The organism is Nocardia asiatica NBRC 100129 (assembly GCF_000308415.1).
Lineage (GTDB): Bacteria > Actinomycetota > Actinomycetes > Mycobacteriales > Mycobacteriaceae > Nocardia > Nocardia asiatica.
Window position 1 is genome coordinate 1 of sequence record NZ_BAFS01000039.1, and the last position, 21,862, is coordinate 21,862.

The 21,862-nt window shown below is 68.6% G+C and carries 27 protein-coding genes; 21 read left to right on the plus strand and 6 right to left on the minus strand.

Annotated features, from left to right (window positions below; all coding sequences use genetic code 11):
- Together ON27_RS04405 and ON27_RS04410 are read left to right on the plus strand one after the other, a co-directional pair.
- The coding region (locus ON27_RS04405) for a hypothetical protein (protein ID WP_043719714.1) at nt 1-223 on the plus strand (223 nt) is incomplete at its 5' end.
- 238 nt (nt 224-461) lie between these two features.
- Nucleotides 462-1,451: an alpha/beta hydrolase gene (locus ON27_RS04410; RefSeq protein WP_043719769.1), complete on the plus strand. Its 990-nt coding sequence runs from the start codon at nt 462-464 to the stop codon at nt 1,449-1,451.
- Nucleotides 1,452-1,543: 92 nt separating this feature from the next.
- Here the strand turns inward: ON27_RS04410 and ON27_RS04415 are convergent, their stop codons facing one another.
- Nucleotides 1,544-2,569 (minus strand): SDR family oxidoreductase, encoded by a 1,026-nt coding sequence (locus ON27_RS04415; protein WP_043719715.1) that lies wholly within the window; start codon nt 2,567-2,569, stop codon nt 1,544-1,546.
- Between the two features lie 48 nt (nt 2,570-2,617).
- Entirely contained in the window at nt 2,618-3,436 is an 819-nt protein-coding gene (locus tag ON27_RS04420; RefSeq protein WP_043719716.1) for an enoyl-CoA hydratase, read from the minus strand.
- 127 nt (nt 3,437-3,563) lie between these two features.
- On the opposite strand from ON27_RS04420, the gene ON27_RS04425 reads away from it, so the two are divergent.
- The gene (locus ON27_RS04425) at nt 3,564-4,799 is read left to right on the plus strand and encodes a TetR/AcrR family transcriptional regulator (RefSeq protein WP_043719719.1); all 1,236 of its coding nucleotides are present in this window, start codon (nt 3,564-3,566) and stop codon (nt 4,797-4,799) included.
- Between the two features lie 14 nt (nt 4,800-4,813).
- On the opposite strand, the gene ON27_RS04430 is transcribed toward ON27_RS04425, so the two are convergent.
- The gene (locus ON27_RS04430) at nt 4,814-6,340 is read right to left on the minus strand and encodes an aldehyde dehydrogenase family protein (protein WP_083887379.1); all 1,527 of its coding nucleotides are present in this window, start codon (nt 6,338-6,340) and stop codon (nt 4,814-4,816) included.
- A 363-nt stretch (nt 6,341-6,703) separates the two neighbouring features.
- Between ON27_RS04430 and ON27_RS04435 the strand changes: the two genes are divergently transcribed.
- The 3 genes from ON27_RS04435 to ON27_RS04445 are packed head-to-tail and all read left to right on the plus strand — an operon-like array spanning nt 6,704 to nt 9,383.
- Complete coding sequence (locus ON27_RS04435; protein ID WP_043719784.1) at nt 6,704-7,687, plus strand: daunorubicin resistance protein DrrA family ABC transporter ATP-binding protein; 984 nt, start codon at nt 6,704-6,706, stop codon at nt 7,685-7,687.
- A 41-nt stretch (nt 7,688-7,728) separates the two neighbouring features.
- The gene (locus ON27_RS04440; RefSeq protein WP_245559778.1) at nt 7,729-8,508 is read left to right on the plus strand and encodes an ABC transporter permease; all 780 of its coding nucleotides are present in this window, start codon (nt 7,729-7,731) and stop codon (nt 8,506-8,508) included.
- A complete protein-coding gene (locus tag ON27_RS04445) occupies nt 8,505-9,383 on the plus strand; it encodes an ABC transporter permease (RefSeq protein WP_043719722.1) in 879 nt (292 codons plus the stop codon). The genes ON27_RS04440 and ON27_RS04445 overlap by 4 nt, the downstream gene beginning before the upstream one ends.
- 24 nt (nt 9,384-9,407) lie before the next feature.
- On the opposite strand, the gene ON27_RS04450 is transcribed toward ON27_RS04445, so the two are convergent.
- Nucleotides 9,408-10,598: a lycopene cyclase family protein gene (locus ON27_RS04450; protein WP_043719724.1), complete on the minus strand. Its 1,191-nt coding sequence runs from the start codon at nt 10,596-10,598 to the stop codon at nt 9,408-9,410.
- 233 nt (nt 10,599-10,831) lie between these two features.
- On the opposite strand from ON27_RS04450, the gene ON27_RS04455 reads away from it, so the two are divergent.
- Genes ON27_RS04455 through ON27_RS04465 form a run of 3 tightly spaced genes read left to right on the plus strand, consistent with a single transcriptional unit; the run spans nt 10,832 to nt 13,487 of the window.
- Nucleotides 10,832-11,836, plus strand: coding sequence for an alpha/beta hydrolase (locus ON27_RS04455; protein ID WP_043719728.1), 1,005 nt, complete (start codon nt 10,832-10,834; stop codon nt 11,834-11,836).
- 13 nt (nt 11,837-11,849) lie between these two features.
- Nucleotides 11,850-12,785, plus strand: a complete 936-nt coding sequence (locus ON27_RS04460; RefSeq protein ID WP_043719732.1) for an esterase/lipase family protein — start codon at nt 11,850-11,852, stop codon at nt 12,783-12,785.
- Nucleotides 12,786-12,833: 48 nt separating this feature from the next.
- Entirely contained in the window at nt 12,834-13,487 is a 654-nt protein-coding gene (locus ON27_RS04465; protein WP_083887378.1) for an ATP-binding cassette domain-containing protein, read from the plus strand.
- A gap of 66 nt (nt 13,488-13,553) precedes the next feature.
- Here the strand turns inward: ON27_RS04465 and ON27_RS04470 are convergent, their stop codons facing one another.
- Nucleotides 13,554-14,030 carry a hotdog fold domain-containing protein gene (locus tag ON27_RS04470; RefSeq protein WP_043719735.1) on the minus strand — a complete coding sequence of 159 codons (477 nt, stop codon included), beginning with the start codon at nt 14,028-14,030 and terminating at the stop codon, nt 13,554-13,556.
- A gap of 520 nt (nt 14,031-14,550) precedes the next feature.
- Here ON27_RS04470 and rpsJ point away from each other — a divergent pair.
- The 12 genes from rpsJ to ON27_RS04530 all read left to right on the plus strand — a co-directional run bounded on the left by rpsJ (nt 14,551) and on the right by ON27_RS04530 (nt 20,883).
- Nucleotides 14,551-14,856 carry a 30S ribosomal protein S10 gene (gene rpsJ / locus ON27_RS04475; RefSeq protein WP_003938093.1) on the plus strand — a complete coding sequence of 102 codons (306 nt, stop codon included), beginning with the start codon at nt 14,551-14,553 and terminating at the stop codon, nt 14,854-14,856.
- 14 nt (nt 14,857-14,870) lie between these two features.
- Entirely contained in the window at nt 14,871-15,536 is a 666-nt protein-coding gene (gene rplC / locus ON27_RS04480) for a 50S ribosomal protein L3 (RefSeq protein ID WP_043719739.1), read from the plus strand.
- Complete coding sequence (gene rplD / locus ON27_RS04485; protein ID WP_086007426.1) at nt 15,533-16,222, plus strand: 50S ribosomal protein L4; 690 nt, start codon at nt 15,533-15,535, stop codon at nt 16,220-16,222. The genes rplC and rplD overlap by 4 nt, the downstream gene beginning before the upstream one ends.
- Entirely contained in the window at nt 16,219-16,524 is a 306-nt protein-coding gene (gene rplW / locus ON27_RS04490) for a 50S ribosomal protein L23 (protein WP_014981657.1), read from the plus strand. The genes rplD and rplW overlap by 4 nt, the downstream gene beginning before the upstream one ends.
- A 33-nt stretch (nt 16,525-16,557) precedes the next feature.
- On the plus strand, nt 16,558-17,394 hold the full coding sequence (rplB, locus tag ON27_RS04495; RefSeq protein ID WP_043687244.1) for a 50S ribosomal protein L2: 837 nt from the start codon (nt 16,558-16,560) through the stop codon (nt 17,392-17,394).
- Nucleotides 17,395-17,409: 15 nt separating this feature from the next.
- Nucleotides 17,410-17,691 (plus strand): 30S ribosomal protein S19, encoded by a 282-nt coding sequence (gene rpsS / locus ON27_RS04500; protein WP_043719741.1) that lies wholly within the window; start codon nt 17,410-17,412, stop codon nt 17,689-17,691.
- Nucleotides 17,688-18,116, plus strand: a complete 429-nt coding sequence (gene rplV, locus ON27_RS04505) for a 50S ribosomal protein L22 (RefSeq protein WP_051046218.1) — start codon at nt 17,688-17,690, stop codon at nt 18,114-18,116. The genes rpsS and rplV overlap by 4 nt, the downstream gene beginning before the upstream one ends.
- On the plus strand, nt 18,117-18,911 hold the full coding sequence (rpsC, locus tag ON27_RS04510) for a 30S ribosomal protein S3 (protein WP_043687258.1): 795 nt from the start codon (nt 18,117-18,119) through the stop codon (nt 18,909-18,911).
- Nucleotides 18,912-18,914: 3 nt separating this feature from the next.
- The gene (gene rplP, locus ON27_RS04515) at nt 18,915-19,331 is read left to right on the plus strand and encodes a 50S ribosomal protein L16 (RefSeq protein WP_043719746.1); all 417 of its coding nucleotides are present in this window, start codon (nt 18,915-18,917) and stop codon (nt 19,329-19,331) included.
- Nucleotides 19,331-19,570: a 50S ribosomal protein L29 gene (gene rpmC, locus ON27_RS04520; protein WP_040864843.1), complete on the plus strand. Its 240-nt coding sequence runs from the start codon at nt 19,331-19,333 to the stop codon at nt 19,568-19,570. Before rplP ends, rpmC begins: the two co-directional genes overlap by 1 nt.
- Entirely contained in the window at nt 19,567-19,839 is a 273-nt protein-coding gene (gene rpsQ / locus ON27_RS04525; RefSeq protein WP_043719750.1) for a 30S ribosomal protein S17, read from the plus strand. The genes rpmC and rpsQ overlap by 4 nt, the downstream gene beginning before the upstream one ends.
- Before the next feature lie 231 nt (nt 19,840-20,070).
- Nucleotides 20,071-20,883, plus strand: a complete 813-nt coding sequence (locus ON27_RS04530; RefSeq protein WP_245559777.1) for a phosphatase — start codon at nt 20,071-20,073, stop codon at nt 20,881-20,883.
- A gap of 2 nt (nt 20,884-20,885) precedes the next feature.
- Here ON27_RS04530 and ON27_RS04535 read toward each other — a convergent pair whose 3' ends face one another.
- Nucleotides 20,886-21,812 carry an NAD-dependent epimerase/dehydratase family protein gene (locus ON27_RS04535; RefSeq protein WP_043719756.1) on the minus strand — a complete coding sequence of 309 codons (927 nt, stop codon included), beginning with the start codon at nt 21,810-21,812 and terminating at the stop codon, nt 20,886-20,888.
- Between the last annotated feature and the right edge of the window lie 50 nt (nt 21,813-21,862).

Genomic DNA, 21,862 nt, shown 5'->3' on the forward strand with positions numbered 1-21,862 from the left:
GACGGTCTACCGGGGCCGGGTGGACTACTTCAGCGCGCTTGGTCACGACACCGCGGCGGCCGGCTGGCAACCCTATGTGGACGGCCGGGTCGACGATCATCCGGTCGGTGTCCCGCACGATCAGATGACCTCCCCGGAAGCGTTGGCGCAGATCGGCCCTCGATTGTCCGAACTGCTGGATCCCCCTGGGTGGGAAACGACACGGAACATGGGGTGGTCATGATCGACGCGACACCGTTCCGGCATGATGGGGCAACGGTGCGGTAACGAAGTCCTCTTTTGTGACGACTACATAGGCCGTATGGTCGGGCGGGATGTTCCTGGGCATCACCCGGCGCGTGGGGCATGCAGAGCGAATCTCGAGACGAAGCGAAGGTGCGAAATTGATACGTCGACAGACCTGGCGCGGTGGCCTGCGGGTCGCGGCCGCGATCGCGGCAACCGCAGTGCTCGCGGGCATGATGACCGGTCTCGGCGCGTCCAGCGCGACAGCTGACCCGATCATCGATCGCAAGAGCCTGCTGGCGGACCCGGTCGCCCCGGACGGTTCGCGTATCACCAAGGCCGAGTACAAGGACGCGCGCAGCATCCGCCTGTACGTGTACTCGGCGGCGATGGACGAGAAGGTCATCATCGATGTCCAGCGTCCCGCCGACGCCTCCGTACCGCGTCCCACGCTGTACCTGCTCAACGGCGCGGGCGGCGGCGAGGACGAAGCCTCGTGGCAGGCGAAGACCGACGCGCTGCAGTTCCTGTCGGACAAGAACGTCAATGTGATCCAGCCCATCGGCGGCAAGTGGAGCTACTACACCGACTGGATCAAGGACGACCCGGTACTCGGCCGCAACAAGTGGAAGACCTTCTTCACCGAGGAGCTGCCCCCGCTGATCGACGGCGCGCTGGGCACCAACGGCGTGAACGCCATCGCGGGCCTGTCCACCTCGGGCACCACGGTGCTGGCGCTGCCGATCTCCAAGCCGGGCCTGTACAAGGCCGCCGCGGCCTACAGCGGCTGCGCGCAGACCAGTGACCCGGTCGGTTCCGAGTTCGTCAAGCTGACCGTCGAGACCTGGGGCGGCGGCAACACCGACAACATGTGGGGGCCGCAAGGCGGGCCGGAGTGGGTGGCCAACGACCCGTACGTGCACGCCGAGGGGCTGCGCGGGCTGGACCTCTACATCTCCACCGGCAACGGCCTGCCCGGTCAGTACGACACGCTCAACGGCCAGTACGCCCTGCCCGGCGCGTACGGCCTGGCCAACCAGATCATCATCGGCGGTGTGATCGAGGCGGGCACCAACTACTGCACCAACAACCTGAAGAACAAGCTGGACCAGCTGGGTATCCCGGCCACCTACAACTTCCGCAACTCGGGCACCCACTCCTGGGGCTACTGGCGCGACGAGTTCCTGCTCTCGTGGCCCGTGCTCGCGCGGGGTCTCGGCGTCTGATCGCCGAACTGCCCAGCGAAGCCGGAACGTCCGGCTGAACTCGACGACCGCCTGGTTGCCCGAAGCAGCCAGGCGGTCGGTCTTTGTGGCGATCAGACCCAGTTCTCGATCCAGTACTTCCAGATCCGCGGCGCGTAGACGTCCAACGGCGGGACTCTGATGTCGGTGCCCGCCAGCGCCGCGCTGGTGTGCCTGCAATCGAACCAGCAGGCGAATTCGCTGTGCTCCAGCACATCCAGGGGCACGCCGACCCGGGGCAGCAGCCAATTGACGCCGGGGACGCGCAACATCATGTCCAGGGTGCGCTTGGGCATCACCTCCACCAGGTGCGGCGCGCCCGCCTCGTCGGCGAACAGGTTCAGCGCCTCGACCGCGCTCTGCCTGCGCGGATCCACCAGGTGGTAGGTGATCTTGTCCGAACCGGGGCGGTGGGCGATGTGGTCGAGGGCGCGCGCGACGAAATCGACCGGGACCATGTTGGTTTCGCCCAGCTTCGGGACCAGCACCGGCAGCAGCCTCGGCAGTTGCGCGCCCATGCGCAGCAGGCGGAAGAAGTAGTACGGGCCGTCGATCCGATCGATCTCGCCGGTCCTGGAGTGCCCGATCACGATCGAGGGCCGGTAGATGCGCCAGCGCAGCGCCGACTCCCGCACGATCCGCTCGGCCTCGAATCTCGCCCGCTGCACGGGCGTGGTCAGCGCCTGGCCGTGATCGAACATGTCCTCGGTGAACAAGCCCTCGGTCGAGCCGGCCACCTCCACGGTCGAGACATGGTGCAGCTGATCGACGCGCAGTTCCTCGGCGACGTCGACCAGATGCCTGGTTCCGCCGCCGCGCTCGGTCAGGTCGTAGCCCGCGGCCAGGTGGAAGACGTGCCGGACGGCGCCGCGATGCCGGGCCAGCCAGGTCGGGTCGATACCCAGTCCCGGGGCGCCCAGATCGCCGCGTACCGGGCGGACGCGGTCGCCGCCCGCCCATTCCTGCGCACAGCAGGCGAACCGGTCGGCCGAGGCGTCACCCGGCCGGACCAGTACGTGGATGTCACCCTCGCGTTTCAGGAGCTCGGGGATGAGGAACCGACCGATGAACCCAGTTGCCCCGGTAACCAGGTAAGTCATAGCCGATGAACATAGTCGCCTGCCGGTCGGTCCGCTCCGGCGGGCTGATCAGTCGGCGAAGACGGCCTTGCGCTTGGTGAGCATCGCGGTGGCTCCCTCGACGAAATCGGGGGAGCGCAGCAGCTCGGTCTGCCCCGCCTTCTCGGCGGCCAGGGCCGCGTCGAGCGAGGTCAGCGTGGCCTGGTTCAGCGCCCGCTTGGTGAGTTCCAGCGCGCGCCGCGGACCGGTGGCGATCTTCTCGACCCCCGCCTCCACGGCGGCGTCGAGTTCGGCATCGGGCACCACCGCGGTGAACAGGCCCGCGGCGGCGGCTTCGCGGGCGGGCAGCCGCTCGCCGAGCAGCGCCATCCGCGCCGCCAGCGGGCGGCCCGCCGCCGCGGCGACCAGGGCGGCCGCCCCGCCGTCGGGCATCAAGCCGATGTTGATGAAGGCCAGCAGCAGGTAGGAGTCCTCGCTGGCGTAGACCAGGTCCGCGGCCAGCGCGATGCCGACGCCGACGCCCGCCGCGGCGCCCCGGATGCGCACGATCACCGGAACCGGCGCGTCCACGATGGCGCGCACCAGACGGTTCGCCGCGTCCATCACCATGTCCGAGGTGATGCCGCGGCGAGCCTCGTCGGCGCCGGCCGACAGATCGGCGCCGGTGCAGAAATCGCTGCCCTCGCCGGTCAGCACGATCGCCCGCACCGCGCGGTCCTCGGCCGCCGAGCGGAAGGTGTCCCCGAGCGCGACCATGGTGTCGTAGTCGATGGCGTTCTTCCGCTTCGGGTTGGTGATCGTGACCCGCAGCACTTTGCCGTCCTGAACCGCCGTGAACCGCGCGGCGGCGGGGGCGGCGGCCGGGGCCGCGGAATCGTTCTTGCTCATGTTTGCTCCTAAGCTGCAATTCGGCGGACACCCGGCCGTGAATAGTGGTTAACTTTGCGAATTGTGGTTAACTTAGGTTCCATTGTCGGGCGCTGTCAACCAGCGCCGCCGGAGAACGGAGAGGTGCATGGTCGCGGATCGCAGCGAGGTCGGCCTCGCTCCCGCGCGGCCCGACCCGGGCAGTAGGACGGGCGCGGAGGCCGCGTCGGTGCGCCGCCGCCCCAAGGACCGGAAGGTCCAGATCATCCGGGCGGCCGCGCGGGCGTTCAGCGAACGCGGGTACTACCCCGTCGGCGTGGACGAGATCGCCGCCGAGGTCGGCATCTCCGGTCCGGCGCTGTACCGGCACTTCACCAACAAGTACGCGCTGCTGGTCGCGGCCGCCGAGGAAGGCGCGCGACACCTGCTGACCGTCGCCGAGGCCGCCGACGACACCCGGCTGGACCCGGCGCAGCGCTTGGACGCGCTGATTCGCGCGATCAGCGAGCACACCGTCGACATCCGTCGTGAGGCCGGGCTCTACCGGTGGGAACGGCGCTATCTCGAGCGCGACGACCGGGTGCGGATCAAAAAGATCTACGACGACTTGAACAACACCCTGGTGGCGCCGATCGCGCTGCTGCGCCCCGACGCGCCTGCCGCCGACACGGCGATGCTGGCGGCGGCCGTGCTCAGCGCGATCGCCAGCATCGCCGCGCACCGCACCGCACTGTCGAGCGCGCGGCTGCTTCCGCTGCTGCACGAGATGGCCTGGGCCGTGCTGCGTACCGAATTGCCTCCCGCCCCGGCCGAACCGGACCCCGAGCCGCCCGTACGCGGCATCCCGGTGACCTCCAAGCGCGAACAATTGCTCACCGAGGCCATCCGAATCTTCGGCAGGCAGGGCTATCACGAGGCGAGCATCGAGGAGGTCGGCGCCGCGGTCGGCATCAACGCCTCCAGCGTGTACCGGTACTTCGCCAGTAAAGCCGACCTGCTCGCCGCGGCCTTCTATCGCACCGGCGACCGGCTGGCCATCGCGATCACCGAAGCGCTGGCCGAGGCGGCCAGCCGCGAGGAGGCCGCGCGACGGCTGGCCGACCGCTACGCCAAACTCAGTTTCTCCATGCCGGAGATCATGCCAGTCTACTACGCCGAGTTCACCAACCTGCCGCAGGCCGAGCAGCACAAGCTGCGCGCCATCCAGCGGCAGAACGTGCTGGAGTGGGCGAACCTGCTCGACGGCGACCCGGTGGAGGCGCGCTTCCGGGTGCACGCCGCCATCAGCCAGGTGATCGATGTGGGCCGGTTGATCCGATTCGATTCCCGGCCCGCGCAATTGGCCCGGGTCACCGCGCTCATGGACGCGGTGCTGCTGGGCTGAGGGCCCCGCGCCGCTCAGGGGCGGCGGCCGTGGCGGATCCGGAAGATCAATCTGGCGAGCCGGAGATGGCGCGGGTGCCGATCGAACGTGGACAGGTTCACCGGCGCCCGATACCGCTTGCGCGTGATGGCCAGCGTCCTGCTGAACTCGCGCAGCCCCTGGTCGCCGTGGCTGTGGCCCTGGCCGTATTCGCCCACCCCGCCGAAGGGCAACGCGGGGATGCCAGCGTAGACGGTCGAGGAATTGATGGTGACCACCCCGACGCGCAATTGTTCGGCGAACGCCTCGATCTCGTGCACGTCCCTGGTGAACACCGACACCGCCACGTCGGTGCCGACCGCGTTGATCCGCTCGGCGGCCTCGTCCATGCTCGCCACCTTGTTCACGATTAGCACCGGGCCGATGCCCTCACCGGTGATCGCGATACTCTCCTCCGGCACCTCGGCCAGCACGATCGGTTCGATGTAGGGCTCGCGGATCGACTCCAGACCGCCCACCACCGCGCGGCCGCCCCTGGCCACCGCGTCGCGCACCTGCTTGCGCACCACCTCGACCTGCGACTCCATGATCATCGGGCCGTAGGACGCCTTCCGGTCGGCGCCGGGCCGCAGCTTGCTCGCCTGGTCGACGACCAGGTCGAGGAAGCGGTCGTAGACCGACTGGGCGACATAGGCCCGCTGGATGCCGGTGGCGTTCTGCCCGGCGTTGGCCATCGCCCCGAACACGGCGGCCTCGGCGGCATCGTCCAGTTTCGCGTCGACGTGCACGACCATGCTGCCCTTGCCGCCGCGCTCCACCACGACCGGTGTCATGGTCTGCGCGCACACCGAGATCACCTCGCGCGCGCCGTCCTCCGAACCGGCGTAGGCGATCTTGTCGACCTTGGCCCGGCACAGCGCGGCGCCGGTGGCCCGGTCGCCGGTGACCACTTGCAGCACTGGCTGGTTCGGCGCGAGCCGGGCCCAGCTGTCGGCCAGCCACACGCCGACGCCGGTGGTCAGCTCGTGCGGTTTGAAGACCACGGCGTTGCCCGCCGCCATCGCGTAGGCGATCGAGCCCATCGGCGTGAACACCGGGTTGTTCCACGGGCCGAGCACCCCGACGACGCCCAGCGGCAGATAACCGACCGTGGCCCGCTGGTTGCGGGTGAGCCAGCTGGAACCGATGCGCCGCCGGTCCAGCGCGCGGCCCGCGTTGCGCGCTGCCCAGTCCAGGTTCTCCACCGCGAGCAGCACCTCGATTGCGGCGTCGGCTTCCGGCTTCCCGGTCTCCTCGCACAGCAGGGCGACCAATTCGCCCGAGCGCCGGACGATCTCGCGCTTCCAGTCCAGCAGCCACCGCCTGCGGCTGCTGAAACCCAGTTCCGCCCACCATTTCTCGGCGGAGCGGGCCGCGCGCACCGCGCGATTCAGTTCACCGGCGCTCATCACGGCGTAATTGCCCACGACCTCGCCGGTGCGCGGATCGTAAGACGTCAGCACGTTCGTTCGGCCCGTTCCTCCCGGACGCGCCGCCAACCGTGGCTGCGCGGACTCGGCCATGATCACCTCTCGCAGTGTCGAAACCAGCGTGCGGACCGCTCAGCGGGGCACAGCCGCGGACGAGTGAGTGTGGTCCCCCGCAAAGCAGACTATGGTCTGGCGCAGCGGACCGACAAGGCTCGGCCGCCGGCTCCCGGCCGCACCGGATGGCGCTCACCAGCGTCGATCCCTTGCGTGGCGGACGGGCAGCGAGAAATGTGAGTAAGGACACAATTGGCGTATGCCCGGGTCGGTCCTGCGCGCACGGCGAAAGGCCGGATCATCCGGCCGGTAACATCACGCGGGGCGCGACGGATCACCAATCCGAGCGTGCGCGTGCGCTCGGGCGACGTGGTCGCCGTACCGGCCGATAGTGGAGAGTTGATGCCGAGTTCCAACCAAGCAGATTCGCATGCGGGTGAGCCAGCGGTCCGGGTAGCGGACGTTCGCAAGTCGTTCGGCGAGGTGCATGCACTGCAGGGCGTCAGCTTCGTCGCCGAACGCGCTTCGGTGCTCGGCATCCTCGGGCCCAACGGCGCGGGCAAGACGACCATGGTGAAGGTGCTGTCCACCCTGCTGCGTCCCGACTCGGGCACCGCCGTCGTCGCGGGGCACGACGTGCTGAAGGATCCGGCGGGCGTGCGGCGATCGATCATGATGACCGGTCAGTACGCGGCGCTGGACGAGAACCTCTCCGGCCGGGAGAACCTGGAACTGTTCGGCAGGCTGATGGGCCTGGGCAAGTCCGCGGCCCGCAAGCGCGCCGACACCCTGCTGGAGGAATTCGACCTGGTGAGCGCGGGCCGCCGCGCCGTGCGCCACTACTCCGGCGGCATGCGCCGCCGCGTCGACATCGCCTGCGGGCTGGTGGTGCGTCCCGAGGTGGTGTTCCTGGACGAGCCGACCACCGGCCTCGACCCGCGCAGCCGCCAGGGCGTCTGGGACCTGGTGACCGCGCTCAAGACGCAAGGCATCACGGTGCTGCTGACCACGCAGTACCTGGAGGAAGCCGACGTGCTCAGCGACAACATCATCGTCATCGACAAAGGCACGGTGATCGCCGAGGGCACCGCCGACGAACTCAAGGAGAAGACCGGCGGCAGCTACTGCGAAGTCGTGCCGCTGGACCCGAAGAAGCTGCGCACCGCCGCGTACGCGCTCGGCGACCTGGTGCCCCCCGCGGTCATGGCCGACCTCGACGGCGGCGACCGGCTGTCCATCCCCGCGCCGGAGGGCGCCGCCACGCTGACCGAGGCGCTGCGCAGGCTCGACAGCGCGGGCGTCGACCTGGCCGACATCGCGCTGCGCCGCCCCTCGCTCGACGACGTGTTCCTGTCCATCACCGGTCACTCGGGCGGGCACGCGTGACCGCTGCGACCGCGCCGGAGCACACCGGGCCCGAGGTCAGCTTGTTCGCCGAGCTGCCCGCGCCCCGGCTGTCGTCGTTCGCGCAGTGGCGCGCGCTGACCGGCCGGATCATCTGGACCATGGCCACCAAGGGCGAGCTGATCGTCGCGATGGTCACGCCGCTGGTGTTCACCCTCGGCTTCTACCTGCCGCTGCGCTACGTGATGAAGATCCAGGGCGTCGACTACGCCCAGTACGTCATGCCGATCATCGTGTTGCAGACCATGGCCTTCACCATGATGTCCAACGCGCAGCTCGCCGCGTTCGAGGCGATGACCGGGCTGAGCACCCGACTGCAGACCATGCCGATCGGGACGCTGGTGCCGTTCACCGCGCGCATCTGCGCGGGGCTGGTCCGCTCGGTCACCTCGCTCACCGCGGCGGTGCTGTTCGGCCACCTGATCGGCTTCCGCTTCGACGCCGGTCTCGGCCAGGCCGTGCTGTTCTGCGCGTTCTCCCTCGGCGTCGGCACGGTGCTGGCGATCGGCGCGGACGCGCTGGGCAGCCTGACCAAGAGCCCCGAGTCGCTGAGTCAGGCGCTGACCCTGCCGACGCTGATCTTCGGCATGCTCTCCTGTGGGTTCGTGCCGGAACGCAACTTCCCGGAATGGATTCGTCCCTTCGTGCGCAATCAGCCGATCTCCCAGTTCTCCTTCGCCCTGCGCGACATGGCGGCCGACGGCGTGACCTGGCAGGTGTTGTGGGTGCCGCTGGTGTGGCTGATCGGGCTCGCCGCGGCGTTCGTTCCTTTGGCGATCTGGGCGAGTGTGAGGCGGTCATGAGTTCGGTGGAATCGACCGTGGAGCGCACCGCCCAGCAGGCCGACGAGGCCGAGGTCCGCGCGAGCGAACCGCTGCCGGTCGTGCGGGCGAAGCCGGAAGGCGCGCTGGTCACGTTGGCGGTGCAGAGCCTGATCCAGTGCAAGAGGCTGCTGCTGGTCTGGGCGCGTGATCCCGCCACGACCATCCAGACGCTGGTGTACCCCGCGCTGACCTTGCTGATGTTCTACATCGTGCTGAACAAGCCGGTCTCCGGGGCCACCGGCATGCCCGCCGTGTACGGAACCGTTCCGCTGTTGACGCTGGTCGCGGCGATGTCCGGTGCGGTGGTGAGCGCGCTCGGCTTCAAGACCGAGAAGATGACCGGGCTGCTCGGCCGGTTCTGGACGATGCCGGTGCATCGTGCGGCCGGATTCACCGGACGACTGCTCGCGGAGGCGGTCCGTGTCCTGGTGACCACGCTGTTCGTGGTGGCGGTGGGCCTGCTGCTCGGCTTCCGGTTCGATCAGGGGCCCGCGGCAGCGGTGGCGTTGATCGGCATCCCGGTCCTGTTCGGGGTCGCCTTCGCCGTTCTGGTCACCGCGCTGGCCACCGTGTCCGAGGGGGTGATGCTGGTGAACATCATCGGCATCATCAACACGCTGCTGATGTTCTTCAACTCCGGTTTCGTGCCGGTCTTCGCCTACCCGGTCTGGTTGCAGGACGTGGTGGCCAACCAGCCGATGAGTTGTGCGATAGATGCGATGCGCGGCTTGTCCTACGGAGGCGCGGTCGCCGAGCCGCTGATCAAGACGCTCGCCTGGACGCTCGGGATGATCGTCGTGTTCGCCTACCCCGCCGTCCGGGGATACCGGCGGGCCGCGGAGACGGGGCCCTAGACCGTCCGCCCGCGCCGGGCCCGGTCACCGGCTCTCGGCCGCTTCCCGCGGTTCGGCGAAGTCGTAATCCAGCCAGCGATCCCGGTTGGTCCAGCCCACCAGGTCGTAGCGCCAGCGGAACGGCCAGGTGTGCGCGACCGTGCCGAACAGCACGGCGCCCAGCGCGGTGTAGTCGTCGTGCGCGGACAGCAGCGCGCGCTGGCCGCGCGGGGAGGCGCTGAAGAACGCGTCGAACATGGCGATGGACTGTTCGGTGGTGAGTCGGCCGAGGCCGTAAAGGCCGCGCATCCGCATCCAATACACCAGTCGCGCACGCGGCGGCCACAGCGCGGCGATCGGGTCGCGGCCCCGGCGCAGCGCGGTGACCGCGGTGTCCACCAGAGCCAGCGAATCGGCCACGCTGTAGCCCGTGCACGGGTGCATCATGCCGCCGCGGGACCCGAACGGAACGGCGCGCGCCGTGCCGCGGCGCGGCGGCGGCTGGTCGAGCGGGTAGTGCGCCGCCTCGCTCGATTCGGCGCCGGTGAGGCGGATGCCGTGCGCGGCGAGGCGGTTGAGCGTGCGTTTGCGCAATTCGTGCTGCGGCATGCCGCCCCGCAGGCCGAGGCTGGTCTCCTCGAAGATCACCGTGCCATCGCCCAGCGGTACGGCGTAGAGGAACGACGGTGGCTCGTGCGGCCCCGCGCCGTTCTCCGGTCGCCAGTCCAGCAGTAGACCCTCGCCATCGGCGACCATCGGCGCGGCGGTCTCGGCGTCGACGAAGATGCCGTGCGCGCTCGCCGCCCGGCGTCGCCCGAGTGCGGGCAGCCCGCGAGTGTCGAACACCGCCGCCGCTCGGTGCACCGTGCCGTCGGCGAGTTCCACTTCGTGCGCGTCCACCCGGGTGGCGCGGCCCGGCACGACGGTGGCGTCGTCGAGGGCCAGCGCCGCGTGCAGCCCTGGCTTGGACAGCACGCAGTACGGGCGGTCGATGCGGTGTTCGGTCTTGGTCCAGACCGTGGGCGCCGGGATGGTGGTCGCGAGAGCCGTGGCAGGCAGCCACTGCGGCAGTTCGTCCACCCAGCAGGAGAACGTGGGCGGCCACAGCCGGTCCGGGCGGGGGTCGACGGCGGTGACCGACAGCCCGGCGCGCATCGCGCGGTGCGCCAGCGCCCGACCGGTGGGACCGAGCCCGACCACGCACACATCGACTTCCCGGCCCGCGCTGACACCCATAGGGGCATTCAATCCGCTCGGCCGACGCGAGCGCAACCATACGAAGCGCGCATGCCCAAGGAATTCGGGTCTCGCCGAATCGGAATGAATCGGCTTCGAGACGGCACGAATTCCGTTTCCGCTCGTGCCCCCAGAATCAGTGGCCCAGCAACTTCAGTCGTGAAATGGATTGCGGCGCACCATACCGTGGGCTCGGAGCGCGAGGCGTTCCGGGATTCGGGATAAGGGGAGTCATGAGAGGAAGTCACTTCCGCCGGCTGGTGTTGTCGGCAGCGGTCGTCGGCGCAGCCGCGTCGGCGGTCGTGTCGGTGCAGGCGTCCGCGGCGCCCGCGGCGTCTTCCATCGTGTCCGTGCAGGAGCACGACGCGCGCAACCTGACATTGACGGTGCATTCCGCCGCAATGGATCTCGACATTCCGGTGGAAGTACAGCGTGCCGCGGATACGAGCGTGCCGCGCCCGGTGCTGTACATGCTGCTCGGCGCGGCCGGTGGCATCGACGGCTCCACCTGGGCGACGAAGACCGATGCGATGCAGTTCCTCGCGGACAAGAACGTGCACGCGGTCACGCCGATCGGCGGCATGTTCAGCTATTACGCGGACTGGCAGAAGGACGATCCCCGGCTCGGGCGCCAGAAGTGGAAGACCTTCCTGAGCAGCGAACTGCCGCCGCTGATCGACACCTACCTCGCCACCAGCGGGCGCAATGCCGTCGCGGGCTTCTCCATGTCGGCGACGACGACGCTCGCGCTCGCCGCGACCACCGGCGACCTGTTCTCCAGCGTCGCCGCCTACAGCGGTTGCGCACAGGTCAGCGACCCGATCGGCCGCGAGTTCGTCCGGCTCACCGTCGAAGAGTGGGGCCTGGCCGAGCTGGACAACATGTGGGGCCCCGCGGGCGATCCGCAATGGAAGGCCAACGACCCATACGTGCACGCCGAGGGGCTGCGCGGAAAATCGATATACATCGCCAGCGGAAATGGCCTGCCCGGCGTCTACGACCAGTACGGCGGCAAATACTCGCTGAACGGTCCGTGGGGTTTCGCCAATCAACTCGTGGTCGGCGGCGTCATCGAAGCGGCCACCAATTACTGCTCGCACAACATGAAAGATCGGTTGGACAGCCTCGGCATCCCCGCGCGTTACAACTTCCGGGGTGAAGGCACCCATTCCTGGGGTTATTGGGAGGACGCGCTGAAGGACTCCTGGCCGACCCTGGCCGCTCCACTGGGAATCTGATCGGGAATTCGAGATGTCTCTTCGCTTCCGGGCCGCGCGAGTCGCCGGCCTGATGATGGCCGCGGTCTGCGCCGCGCTGCTGCACGCGCCGAGCGCGGCCGCCGCGCCGGAGACGCCGCCGCTGGACGGCGCCAACGATTGGTCCTGCCTGCCCACCCCGGCACGGCCGGAACCGGTGGTGCTCGTGCACGGCTCGGGTACCGATATCGGCCGCAGTTTCGCCCTGCTCGCGCCCGCTGTCCGGGCCGAGGGGCATTGCGTGTTCGCCGCGAACCTCGGGGCGGCGCCCGGCGTCGTCGACGCGGTGAGCGGGCAGACCGGTTCCAGCTCGACCGGTATCGGGCCGATCGGCGCCGCTCTGCTGGGGCGCGCGCTCTACGGGGTGGCCGATATCGACCGGATGGCGAGCGAACTCGCCGAAGTCGTGCGGTCGGTGCGGGAGACGACCGGTGCGAGCCGGGTGGCGCTGGTCGGCCATTCCACCGGCGGCACCGTGATCCGGCAGTACCTGCGGGCCCGCGGCGCGGACGCGGTCGCGCAGGTGGTGACGCTCGGCACGCCTTATCGCGGCACGACCTGGGACGGGCTGCGCGCGGGTTACCCGGACCTGGCCTCGCTCGGCCTGGGCAACGCGCAGATCGCGGCCCAGGTCTTCGGGACCCCGGGACAGCAGCAGGTGGTCGGGTCACCGCTGCTGAACCGGTTGAACGCGGGGGGCGAGACCGTGCCCGGTCTCCGGTACACGGCCATCGCCTCCCGCGCCGACCAGGTGATCACGCCGCAGGACACCGCCCTGCTCGTCGCCCCAGGGGCCGCCGACCGGAACCTCTGGCTGCAGGACGGCTGCCCCGGCAACAACGCCGACCACAGCGGCATGCTCGAAGACCCGCGCACCGCCGCCGCCGTGCTCTCGGCGCTCGCCGGTGACCAGCGCGCGTTGCCCTGCTGATCCACCGCCGCCGGACAACATTGTTCAACACGAAAACGGAGTAGCTCGGTGGGTCTCGGCATTACTTGTAGCGGGCTCCGCCGCGAATTCGCCGGAGTCGCAGTAGTCGACGACGTGACGTTCGAAGCCCCTGCGGGCCGAGTCACCGCGGTGGTCGGTCCCAACGGTGCGGGAAAGACGACTCTGTTGTCGATGCTCGCCGGTCGGTTGCGACCGCACCGGGGGTATCTGCGCGTCGAGGACGCGGACCCCAGCGTCGAACCGTGGGTGGTCCGAGCGAAAGTCGGCTGGGTGCCCGACGTGCACGAAGGCAACGAGACCTGGACCGTCGCGCAAACTTTGGAGTACTCGGCGAAAATCGCGGGCCATAGCGCAGACGCGGCCGCGGCACTCGTCGACCGGGCGACAGCTCTGGCGCGCTTACGCGAACGGTCCGCCCAACCCGTTCTCCGCCTTTCCCGCAGCGAGAAGAAGTGGTTGGGCTTGGCCAGGGCGCTGGTCTCCGATCCGGCGGCGCTGGTACTGGACAATCCGATGGCGGACCTGGACGACGGCGGCCGCCGCTATCTCGCCGAAACGCTGCGCGCTCTGGCGCGGCAGAATATGACGATAGTCGTCTCGGCTTGCGCGAAAGACGGGCTCGCCGGTTGCGCGGAGCGGACTTTGCATATCGACCAGGGTCGAGTCGTCGCTACCGAGTGAAGGTCGCGGGAGTGAGCCGAACGATCGGAACGCGCTCTCGAAGACGGCCTTGGCGGCCGGCCGTGTCTACTTGGGCGTGACCCAAGTGGTGATGTCGGCGTGCACCACTTCGAGGCCGTGCTTGTCGTAGATCGAGACCGGCACCACCAGCTCACGGCCCTCGGTGATGCTCGCGAAATCGGGGATCTCCGGCAGCTTCGCCACGGCCCGCAGCCCCGTCTCGGCCTTGGCCAGGTACTGGACGTTCATCGCCTTCGGGATCCACCGGTGCGTCGCGGGCACCGTCGCCTCGCTCAGCATGCCCATGGCGACCTCGGCCAGATTGCACGCCGCGATGGCGTGGAAGGTGCCCAGATGATTGTGGATTCCGAACCACTTCGGCGACGTCACTTCGCACAGCCCCGGCTCGAGCCGGACCACGTTCGGCAGGACCGTGCCGAAGTAGGGCACCCGAGCCACCATCCCGAGCGAGAAAAGGGCATGTCCCAGCCGGTTGTCCGGCAGCTTTTTCCAGCCGCGGTAGGTCACGGTCTCTTTGGTCATGCGCTTATCTTACTCAGAAGTAAGTTAAGCGTGCGGAGGCGGCGCGGCCGACCGATTTGAAGTGGCTCGCGGGCGTCGTGCATACTGTTCGGGTTGCCTTGCACCGGGCCATGTCCGTTTCCCCGTGAAACGGGTGGTCGGGCGGGGCGAGCAGTACCCATCGTGTACCTCGCCGGATTTCTGGCGTGGGTACGTCCGGGACAGTGTTCCAGGTTCGAGACGCAGTGCGATCCGAGGCCGAGGAATGAGCGGAAGGGCGACACGCCCGACCGCGTGGACCGGAGAACCATGACAGATGAACAGCGGCGAGGATCGGGCATGCCCGGTCGGAAGTCTCCACTGTGTCGGGTTCAGCCCGAGTGCGGGCCCTGCGTAGTCGCGCAGGTCGCCTCCTCCGGGCCTGACCCGCTCGGGGCTGGGACGTCTTCGTGTGTTCGGGCTGTGCAAATGAGGGTGGTCCAGAGTGCTGGTGTAGCCGGCTTCCGGACCACGAAGGAAAGCGGAGAAAAGGACACTTAGCGTGGCGGGACAAAAGATCCGCATCAGGCTCAAGGCCTATGACCACGAGGCGATCGACGCATCGGCGCGCAAGATCGTGGAGACGGTGACCCGCACCGGGGCACGCGTCGTCGGCCCGGTGCCGTTGCCGACCGAGAAGAACGTGTACTGCGTCATCCGTTCGCCGCACAAGTACAAGGACTCGCGCGAGCACTTCGAGATGCGTACGCACAAGCGCCTCATCGACATCCTCGACCCGACGCCGAAGACGGTGGACGCGCTCATGCGCATCGACCTGCCGGCCAGCGTCGACGTCAACATTCAGTGACGGGGACTCGAGACATGACTGACAACAAGAACAGGCCGGCCGCCGGCATCCTGGGCACCAAGCTCGGCATGACCCAGGTCTTCGACGACAAGAACCGCGTCGTTCCCGTGACCGTCATCAAGGCCGGGCCGAACGTCGTCACCCAGATCCGCACCGTGGAGCGCGACGGCTACAGCGCCGTCCAGGTCGCTTTCGGCGCCATCGACCCGCGCAAGGTGAACAAGCCGGTCTCCGGCCAGTTCGCCAAGGCGGGCGTCACCCCGCGCCGCCACGTCGCCGAGATCCGCGTCGCGGACGCCTCCACCTTCGAGGTCGGCCAGGAGATCAACGCCGACGTGTTCGAAGAGGGCGCCTACGTCGACGTCACCGGCACCAGCAAGGGCAAGGGCTTCGCGGGCACCATGAAGCGCCACGGCTTCCGTGGTCAGGGCGCCTCGCACGGTGCGCAGGCCGTGCACCGCCGTCCGGGTTCGATCGGTGGCTGCGCCACCCCCGGCCGCGTGTTCAAGGGCATGCGCATGTCGGGCCGGATGGGTAACGACCGGGTCACCACGCAGAACCTGTCGGTGCACAAGGTGGACGCCGAGAACGGTCTGCTGCTGATCAAGGGAGCGATCCCGGGTCGCAAGGGCGGCGTCGTGATCGTCAAGAGCGCCGTGAAGGGTGGTGCGCACGCATGACGACCTCAGCTGTGAACACTGAGAAGAAGTCTGCAAACCTCACGCTGCCGGTCAAGGAGATCGGCGGCAAGACCAACGGCACCGTCGACCTCCCCGCGGAGATCTTCGACGTGACCGCCAACATCGCGCTGATGCACCAGGTCGTCGTGGCCCAGCAGGCCGCGGCCCGCCAGGGCACCCACGCGACCAAGACCCGTGGCCAGGTGCGCGGCGGCGGCAAGAAGCCGTACCGGCAGAAGGGCACCGGCCGCGCCCGCCAGGGTTCGACCCGCGCGCCCCAGTTCGCCGGCGGTGGCACCGTGCACGGCCCGCAGCCGCGCGACTACACCCAGCGCCTGCCCAAGAAGATGAAGGCCGCCGCCCTGCGTGGCGCCCTGTCCGACCGGGCGCGCAACGAGCGCATCCACGTGATCACCGAACTGGTGGCGGGGCAGGCCCCGTCCACCAAGACCGCCAAGAGCTTCCTGGCCGAGCTGTCGGACCGCAAGAAGTTCCTGGTCGTGGTCGGCCGCGAGGACGTCGCCGCGTGGAAGAGCGTGGCGAACCTGCAGAACGTGCACCCGATCGCCCCGGACCAGCTCAACACCTACGACGTGCTCAACAGCGACGAAGTGGTGTTCAGCGTCGAGGCGCTCAACACGTTCGTGCACGGCCCGGCCGAGGCTGCACAGGAGGAGAGCAAGTGACCACCATCGCCGACCCCCGCGACATTCTGCTGGCGCCGGTCATCTCCGAGAAGTCCTACGGGCTGATCGAGGAGGGCACCTACACCTTCCTGGTGCACCCGGACTCGAACAAGACGCAGATCAAGATCGCCGTGGAGAAGGTCTTCGGCGTGAAGGTGACCAGCGTCAACACCGCCAACCGTCAGGGCAAGCGCAAGCGGACCCGCTTCGGTTACGGCAAGCGCAAGGACACCAAGCGCGCGCTCGTGACCATCTCGGCCGACAGCAAGCCCATCGAGATCTTCGGAGGCCCGGTCGCGTAAGCGCCCGGGAATCCAGAAAGCAGAGAAGAACTCATGGCAATCCGTAAGTACAAGCCGACTACGCCGGGCCGTCGTGGCGCCAGCGTCTCGGACTTCGCCGAGATCACCCGGTCGGAACCGGAGAAGTCGCTGCTGCGTCCGCTGACCAAGTCCGGCGGCCGCAACGCCCACGGCCGGATCACCACCCGGCACCGCGGTGGCGGGCACAAGCGCGCCTACCGTCTGATCGACTTCCGTCGCCTGGACAAGGACGGCATCCCGGCCAAGGTCGCGCACATCGAGTACGACCCGAACCGCACCGCGAACATCGCGCTGCTGCACTTCGTGGACGGCGAGAAGCGCTACATCATCGCCCCCAAGGGCGTGACGCAGGGCACCCGAATCGAGTCCGGCCCGACAGCCGACATCAAGCCGGGCAACAACCTGCCGCTGCGCAACATCCCGACCGGTACCACCATCCACGCGGTGGAGCTGCGTCCGGGCGGCGGCGCCAAGCTGGCCCGCTCGGCCGGTATGAGCATCCAGCTGCTGGGCAAGGAAGGCCCCTACGCCACGCTGCGTATGCCCTCCGGTGAGATCCGTCGCGTCGACGTGCGCTGCCGCGCCACCGTCGGCGAGGTCGGCAACGCCGAGCAGTCGAACATCAACTGGGGTAAGGCCGGCCGTATGCGCTGGAAGGGTCGCCGCCCCACGGTCCGTGGTGTCGTCATGAACCCGGTCGACCACCCGCATGGTGGTGGTGAGGGCAAGACCTCCGGTGGTCGCCACCCGGTCTCGCCGTGGGGTCAGCCGGAAGGCCGCACCCGCAAGCCCAACCGTCCGAGCGACAAGCTCATCGTCCGCCGTCGCAAGACCGGCAAGAAGCGCTGAAGGAGGAGGTAAGAAATGCCACGCAGCCTCAAGAAAGGCCCGTTCGTCGATGACCACCTCCTGAAGAAGGTGGACGTGCAGAACGAGAAGGGCACCAAGCAGGTCATCAAGACCTGGTCGCGTCGTTCGACCATCATCCCCGATTTCATCGGGCACACGTTCGCGGTGCACGACGGCCGCAAGCACGTGCCGGTGTTCATCTCGGACAACATGGTCGGGCACAAGCTCGGTGAGTTCGCGCCGACCAGGACGTTCAAGAGCCACGTCAAGGAAGACCGGAAGAGCAAGCGGCGATGAGCGAAGCGAAGAGCAATCAGACACTGCTGACGACTCCGTCAAACCCGACTGCGCGCGCGACCGCCAAGCACGTTCGCGTGACCCCGATGAAGGCACGCCGTGTCGTGGACCTGGTCCGCGGCAAGCGTGTCGAGGACGCCCTCGCCCTGCTGAAGTTCGCGCCCCAGGCCGCGAGCGAGCCGGTCGCCAAGGTCGTCGCCAGCGCCGCGGCCAACGCCGAGAACAACCTCGGCTTGAACCCGGCCACGCTGGTCATCTCGACGGCCTACGTCGACGAGGGTGCGACCCTGAAGCGGTTCCAGCCGCGTGCCCAGGGCCGTGCGTTCCGCATCCGCAAGCGCACCAGCCACATCACCATCGAGGTCGAGAGCATCCCCACCGCCGGTGGATCCACTCGTAACCGCCGGAAGGGAGGGGCAAAGTAAATGGGACAGAAGATCAATCCCCATGGCTTCCGCCTCGGTATCACCACCGACTGGAAGTCGCGTTGGTACGCGGACAAGCAGTACGCGGACTACGTGAAGGAAGACGTCGCGATCCGCAAGCTGCTGGCCACCGGCATGGAGCGGGCGGGCATCTCCAAGGTCGAGATCGAGCGCACCCGTGACCGCGTGCGGGTGGACATCCACACCGCGCGTCCGGGCATCGTGATCGGCCGCCGCGGCGCCGAGGCCGACCGCATCCGCGCCGAGCTGGAGAAGCTCACCGGCAAGCAGGTGCAGCTGAACATCCTCGAGGTGAAGAACCCCGAGTCGGATGCGCAGCTGGTCGCGCAGGCCGTGGCGGAGCAGCTGTCCAACCGTGTGGCGTTCCGTCGCGCGATGCGCAAGGCCATCCAGTCGGCCATGCGTTCGCCGAACGTCAAGGGCATCCGGGTGCAGTGCTCGGGCCGCCTCGGCGGCGCCGAAATGTCGCGCTCGGAGTTCTACCGCGAGGGTCGGGTGCCGCTGCACACGCTGCGCGCCGATATCGACTACGGCCTCTACGAGGCCAAGACCACCTTCGGTCGCATCGGCGTGAAGGTCTGGATCTACAAGGGCGACATCGTCGGTGGCAAGCGTGAGCTGGCCGCCGCTGCCGCCGCGCCCGAGCGTCCGCGCCGGGAGCGGCCGAGCCGCCCGCGTCGGTCCGGTTCCACCGGCACCACTGCGACCAGCACCGAGGCCGGGCGCGCCGCCACCGCGGTGGCCGACGCGCCGGCAGAGACACAGGAGGGCTGACGCATGCTGATGCCTCGCAAGGTGAAGCACCGCAAGCAGCATCACCCGGGCCGGTCCGGCATGGCCAAGGGCGGCACCTCGGTGGCGTTCGGCGAATTCGGCATCCAGGCTCTGGAGCCGGCGTACGTCACCAACCGGCAGATCGAGTCGGCGCGTATCGCGATGACTCGCCACATCCGCCGTGGCGGCAAGATCTGGATCAACATCTACCCGGATCGCCCGCTGACCAAGAAGCCCGCCGAGACCCGCATGGGTTCCGGTAAGGGTTCGCCGGAGTGGTGGGTCGCGAACGTCAAGCCCGGTCGGGTGATGTTCGAGATGAGCTACCCGAACGAGGAGATCGCTCGTGAGGCCCTGCGCCGCGCGATGCACAAGCTCCCGATGAAGTGCCGGATCGTGACCAGGGAGGAGCAGTTCTGATGGCTACCGGAACACCGGCCGCAGAGCTCCGCGAGCTCACCGAAGAGGAGTTGGTGGCCAAGCTGCGCGACTCCAAGGAAGAGCTGTTCAACCTGCGCTTCCAGATGGCGACGGGTCAGCTGGACAACAACCGTCGTCTGCGCGTCGTCCGTCACGAGATCGCGCGCATCTACACGGTCATGCGTGAGCGCGAGCTCGGTCTGGCCACCGGACCCGCTGGCAAGGGAGATGCCGCATGAGCGACAAAGCAGAAGGGCAGCGCGGCACCCGCAAGGTGCGTGTCGGTTACGTTGTCTCGGACAAGATGAACAAGACGATCGTCGTCGAACTGGAAGACCGTAACCGGCATCCGCTCTACGGCAAGATCATTCGCACCACCTCGAAGGTGAAGGCGCACGACGAGAACGAGATCGCCGGCATCGGCGACCGCGTTCAGCTGATGGAGACCCGTCCGCTGTCGGCCACCAAGCGCTGGCGTCTGGTCGAGGTCCTGGAGAAGGCCAAGTAAGCCTGCTCCGCGGCGTGAAACCCGAAGGCCCGCTTCCCGTTCCGGGAGGCGGGCCTTCGCCGTTGCGAGCGGTGTCCGAAATCGGGGGATGCCGTTGGAACCGGTTCCGATGGGTACTGTCGTGTTGTGCCGCTGGCAGCGGACGGCCACACGCCACCGGGCTCCAGGCATGACCGGAACGGCGATCGGTCGCGGCTCGCGGCCGATGTGGAGGTATGAGCGGTGGGGAATGTGACTCGACCAAGCCGACCCGATGCCCGGATGCTGCTGCGGGAGCATCTGCTGAAGACGCGAATCGCGGGGGACGTCGCGACGCCGCGGGAGGGGAATCTCTCGAACTATCGGAAGATGGTGGCGAAGAATCCGGGGTATCAGTTCGGATTGGCTCTGCGGGATCGGACCTTCGACGAGACCTTGGCGATGATGGCGCGATTGTGCGGGGTCAGCCCCGACCCCCGTCATCTGCGGGGACCGGACACCATCGATGCGGACCTGACCCTCGACGCGCTCGACGCGATGGGCGCCCGGATCGGGCTCGCGGCTCGTCGCCGGGAAACCGTGCTCCTGGCGACCGGGCACCCGGACACGCTCATGGGCGTCTATCGCGCTGTCGAGGACGCCTTGCGCGCGGCCGGTTGCGTGGTGCCGACGCCCGCCGCCGGATGGTCCTACCAGGTCCTTACTTCCACCGGGCCGCAGTATCGCGAGATCGTCTACAGCTCGGCGGTGGCCGCGGTCGGCAACGACGGTCAGCTGAAACACACCCATGACCCGCACCCGATGCAAGCGGTGTTACGGGAGCTGCGCGACGCCGACCCCAGCCGCTGGCCCGACCTGGTCATCGCCGATCACGGCTGGGCCGGGGCGGCGGGCGAGGCGGGCATCGAGACCGTCGGATTCGCCGACAGCAACGACCCCGCGCTGTTCGCCGGTCACGACGAGGGCAAGATCGCCGTCACGGTTCCCCTGGACGACGGTGTGCACCCCGACTACTACCAGCCGCTGATCGCTTACCTGCTCGACCGGGCCGGTTTGGGACAGTGACGTCAACCGGGGGCGGGTGAGTTCCGCCGCTGGTCGTCTCGTATCGCATGCCAGGTGTCGCGGACGATGGTCTCCAGGTCGGATTGCCGCGGGTGCCAATCCAATTCGGCCGCTGCCTTGCTGGGATCGCTGATCAGCGCGGCCGGTTCGAGCGCGGGAGGCCGATGTACCAACCGAATTCGGCGGCCGGTTCGCCGCTCGACCGCGGCTACGACGTCGAGGATGCTACTGCCGTGGCCGCTGCCGATGAGGTACTGCTCGAACTCGCCCAGCCGTGGCGTCTTCTCGACGCACGCGACGAAAGCGGCCGCGGCGTCCATGACGTGCAGGTAGTCGCGAACCGCGCTGCCGTCGCCGTTGACCTCCAATGCCGAATCATTCGTCGCGGCGGCGAGCGTGCGGGGGATCAAGCGCGTGGGGTCGGGGTCGGCGCCGCCTGCCAGGTTCATCAAGCGCAGCACAGTAGCGGACAAGCGGCCGGTGTGCGCCTGGGCGCGGACAGCCCACTCCGCCGCCGCCTTACTCGCGGCGTACGGATGTGGCGGCGCGTCGGGTAGCCGCTCTGTCATCGGCTGGCGCTCCGGGGCCCCGTAGATCGACCCGGTCGAGGCGAAGACGATGCGAGCGACCCCCGCCGCGGCCATCGCTTCGAGCAAGGCGACGGCCCCGCCGGTGTTCACGCGAAAGTACCGCAGCGGATCGGCCGTCGACTCTCGCGCACGGGTGAGCCCGGCCAGATGACAGACCGCCGAGACGCCATCGAGTGCCGCTCGCAGGCCGCCCTCATCCAGCAGGTCGGCGACTCGAGTCGGGGCCCGGACGGCCGCCGCGCCCCGCACCATCGCGATCGGCTCGTGCCCCGCCCTGCCCAGCAGTTCGACGACCGCCCGGCCCAGATAACCATTCGCTCCGGTGACGAGGACGCGCACCCCACGATCTTGTCACCGAGTAGCGGCTTCAGCTCCTCGCTCGCCGAACC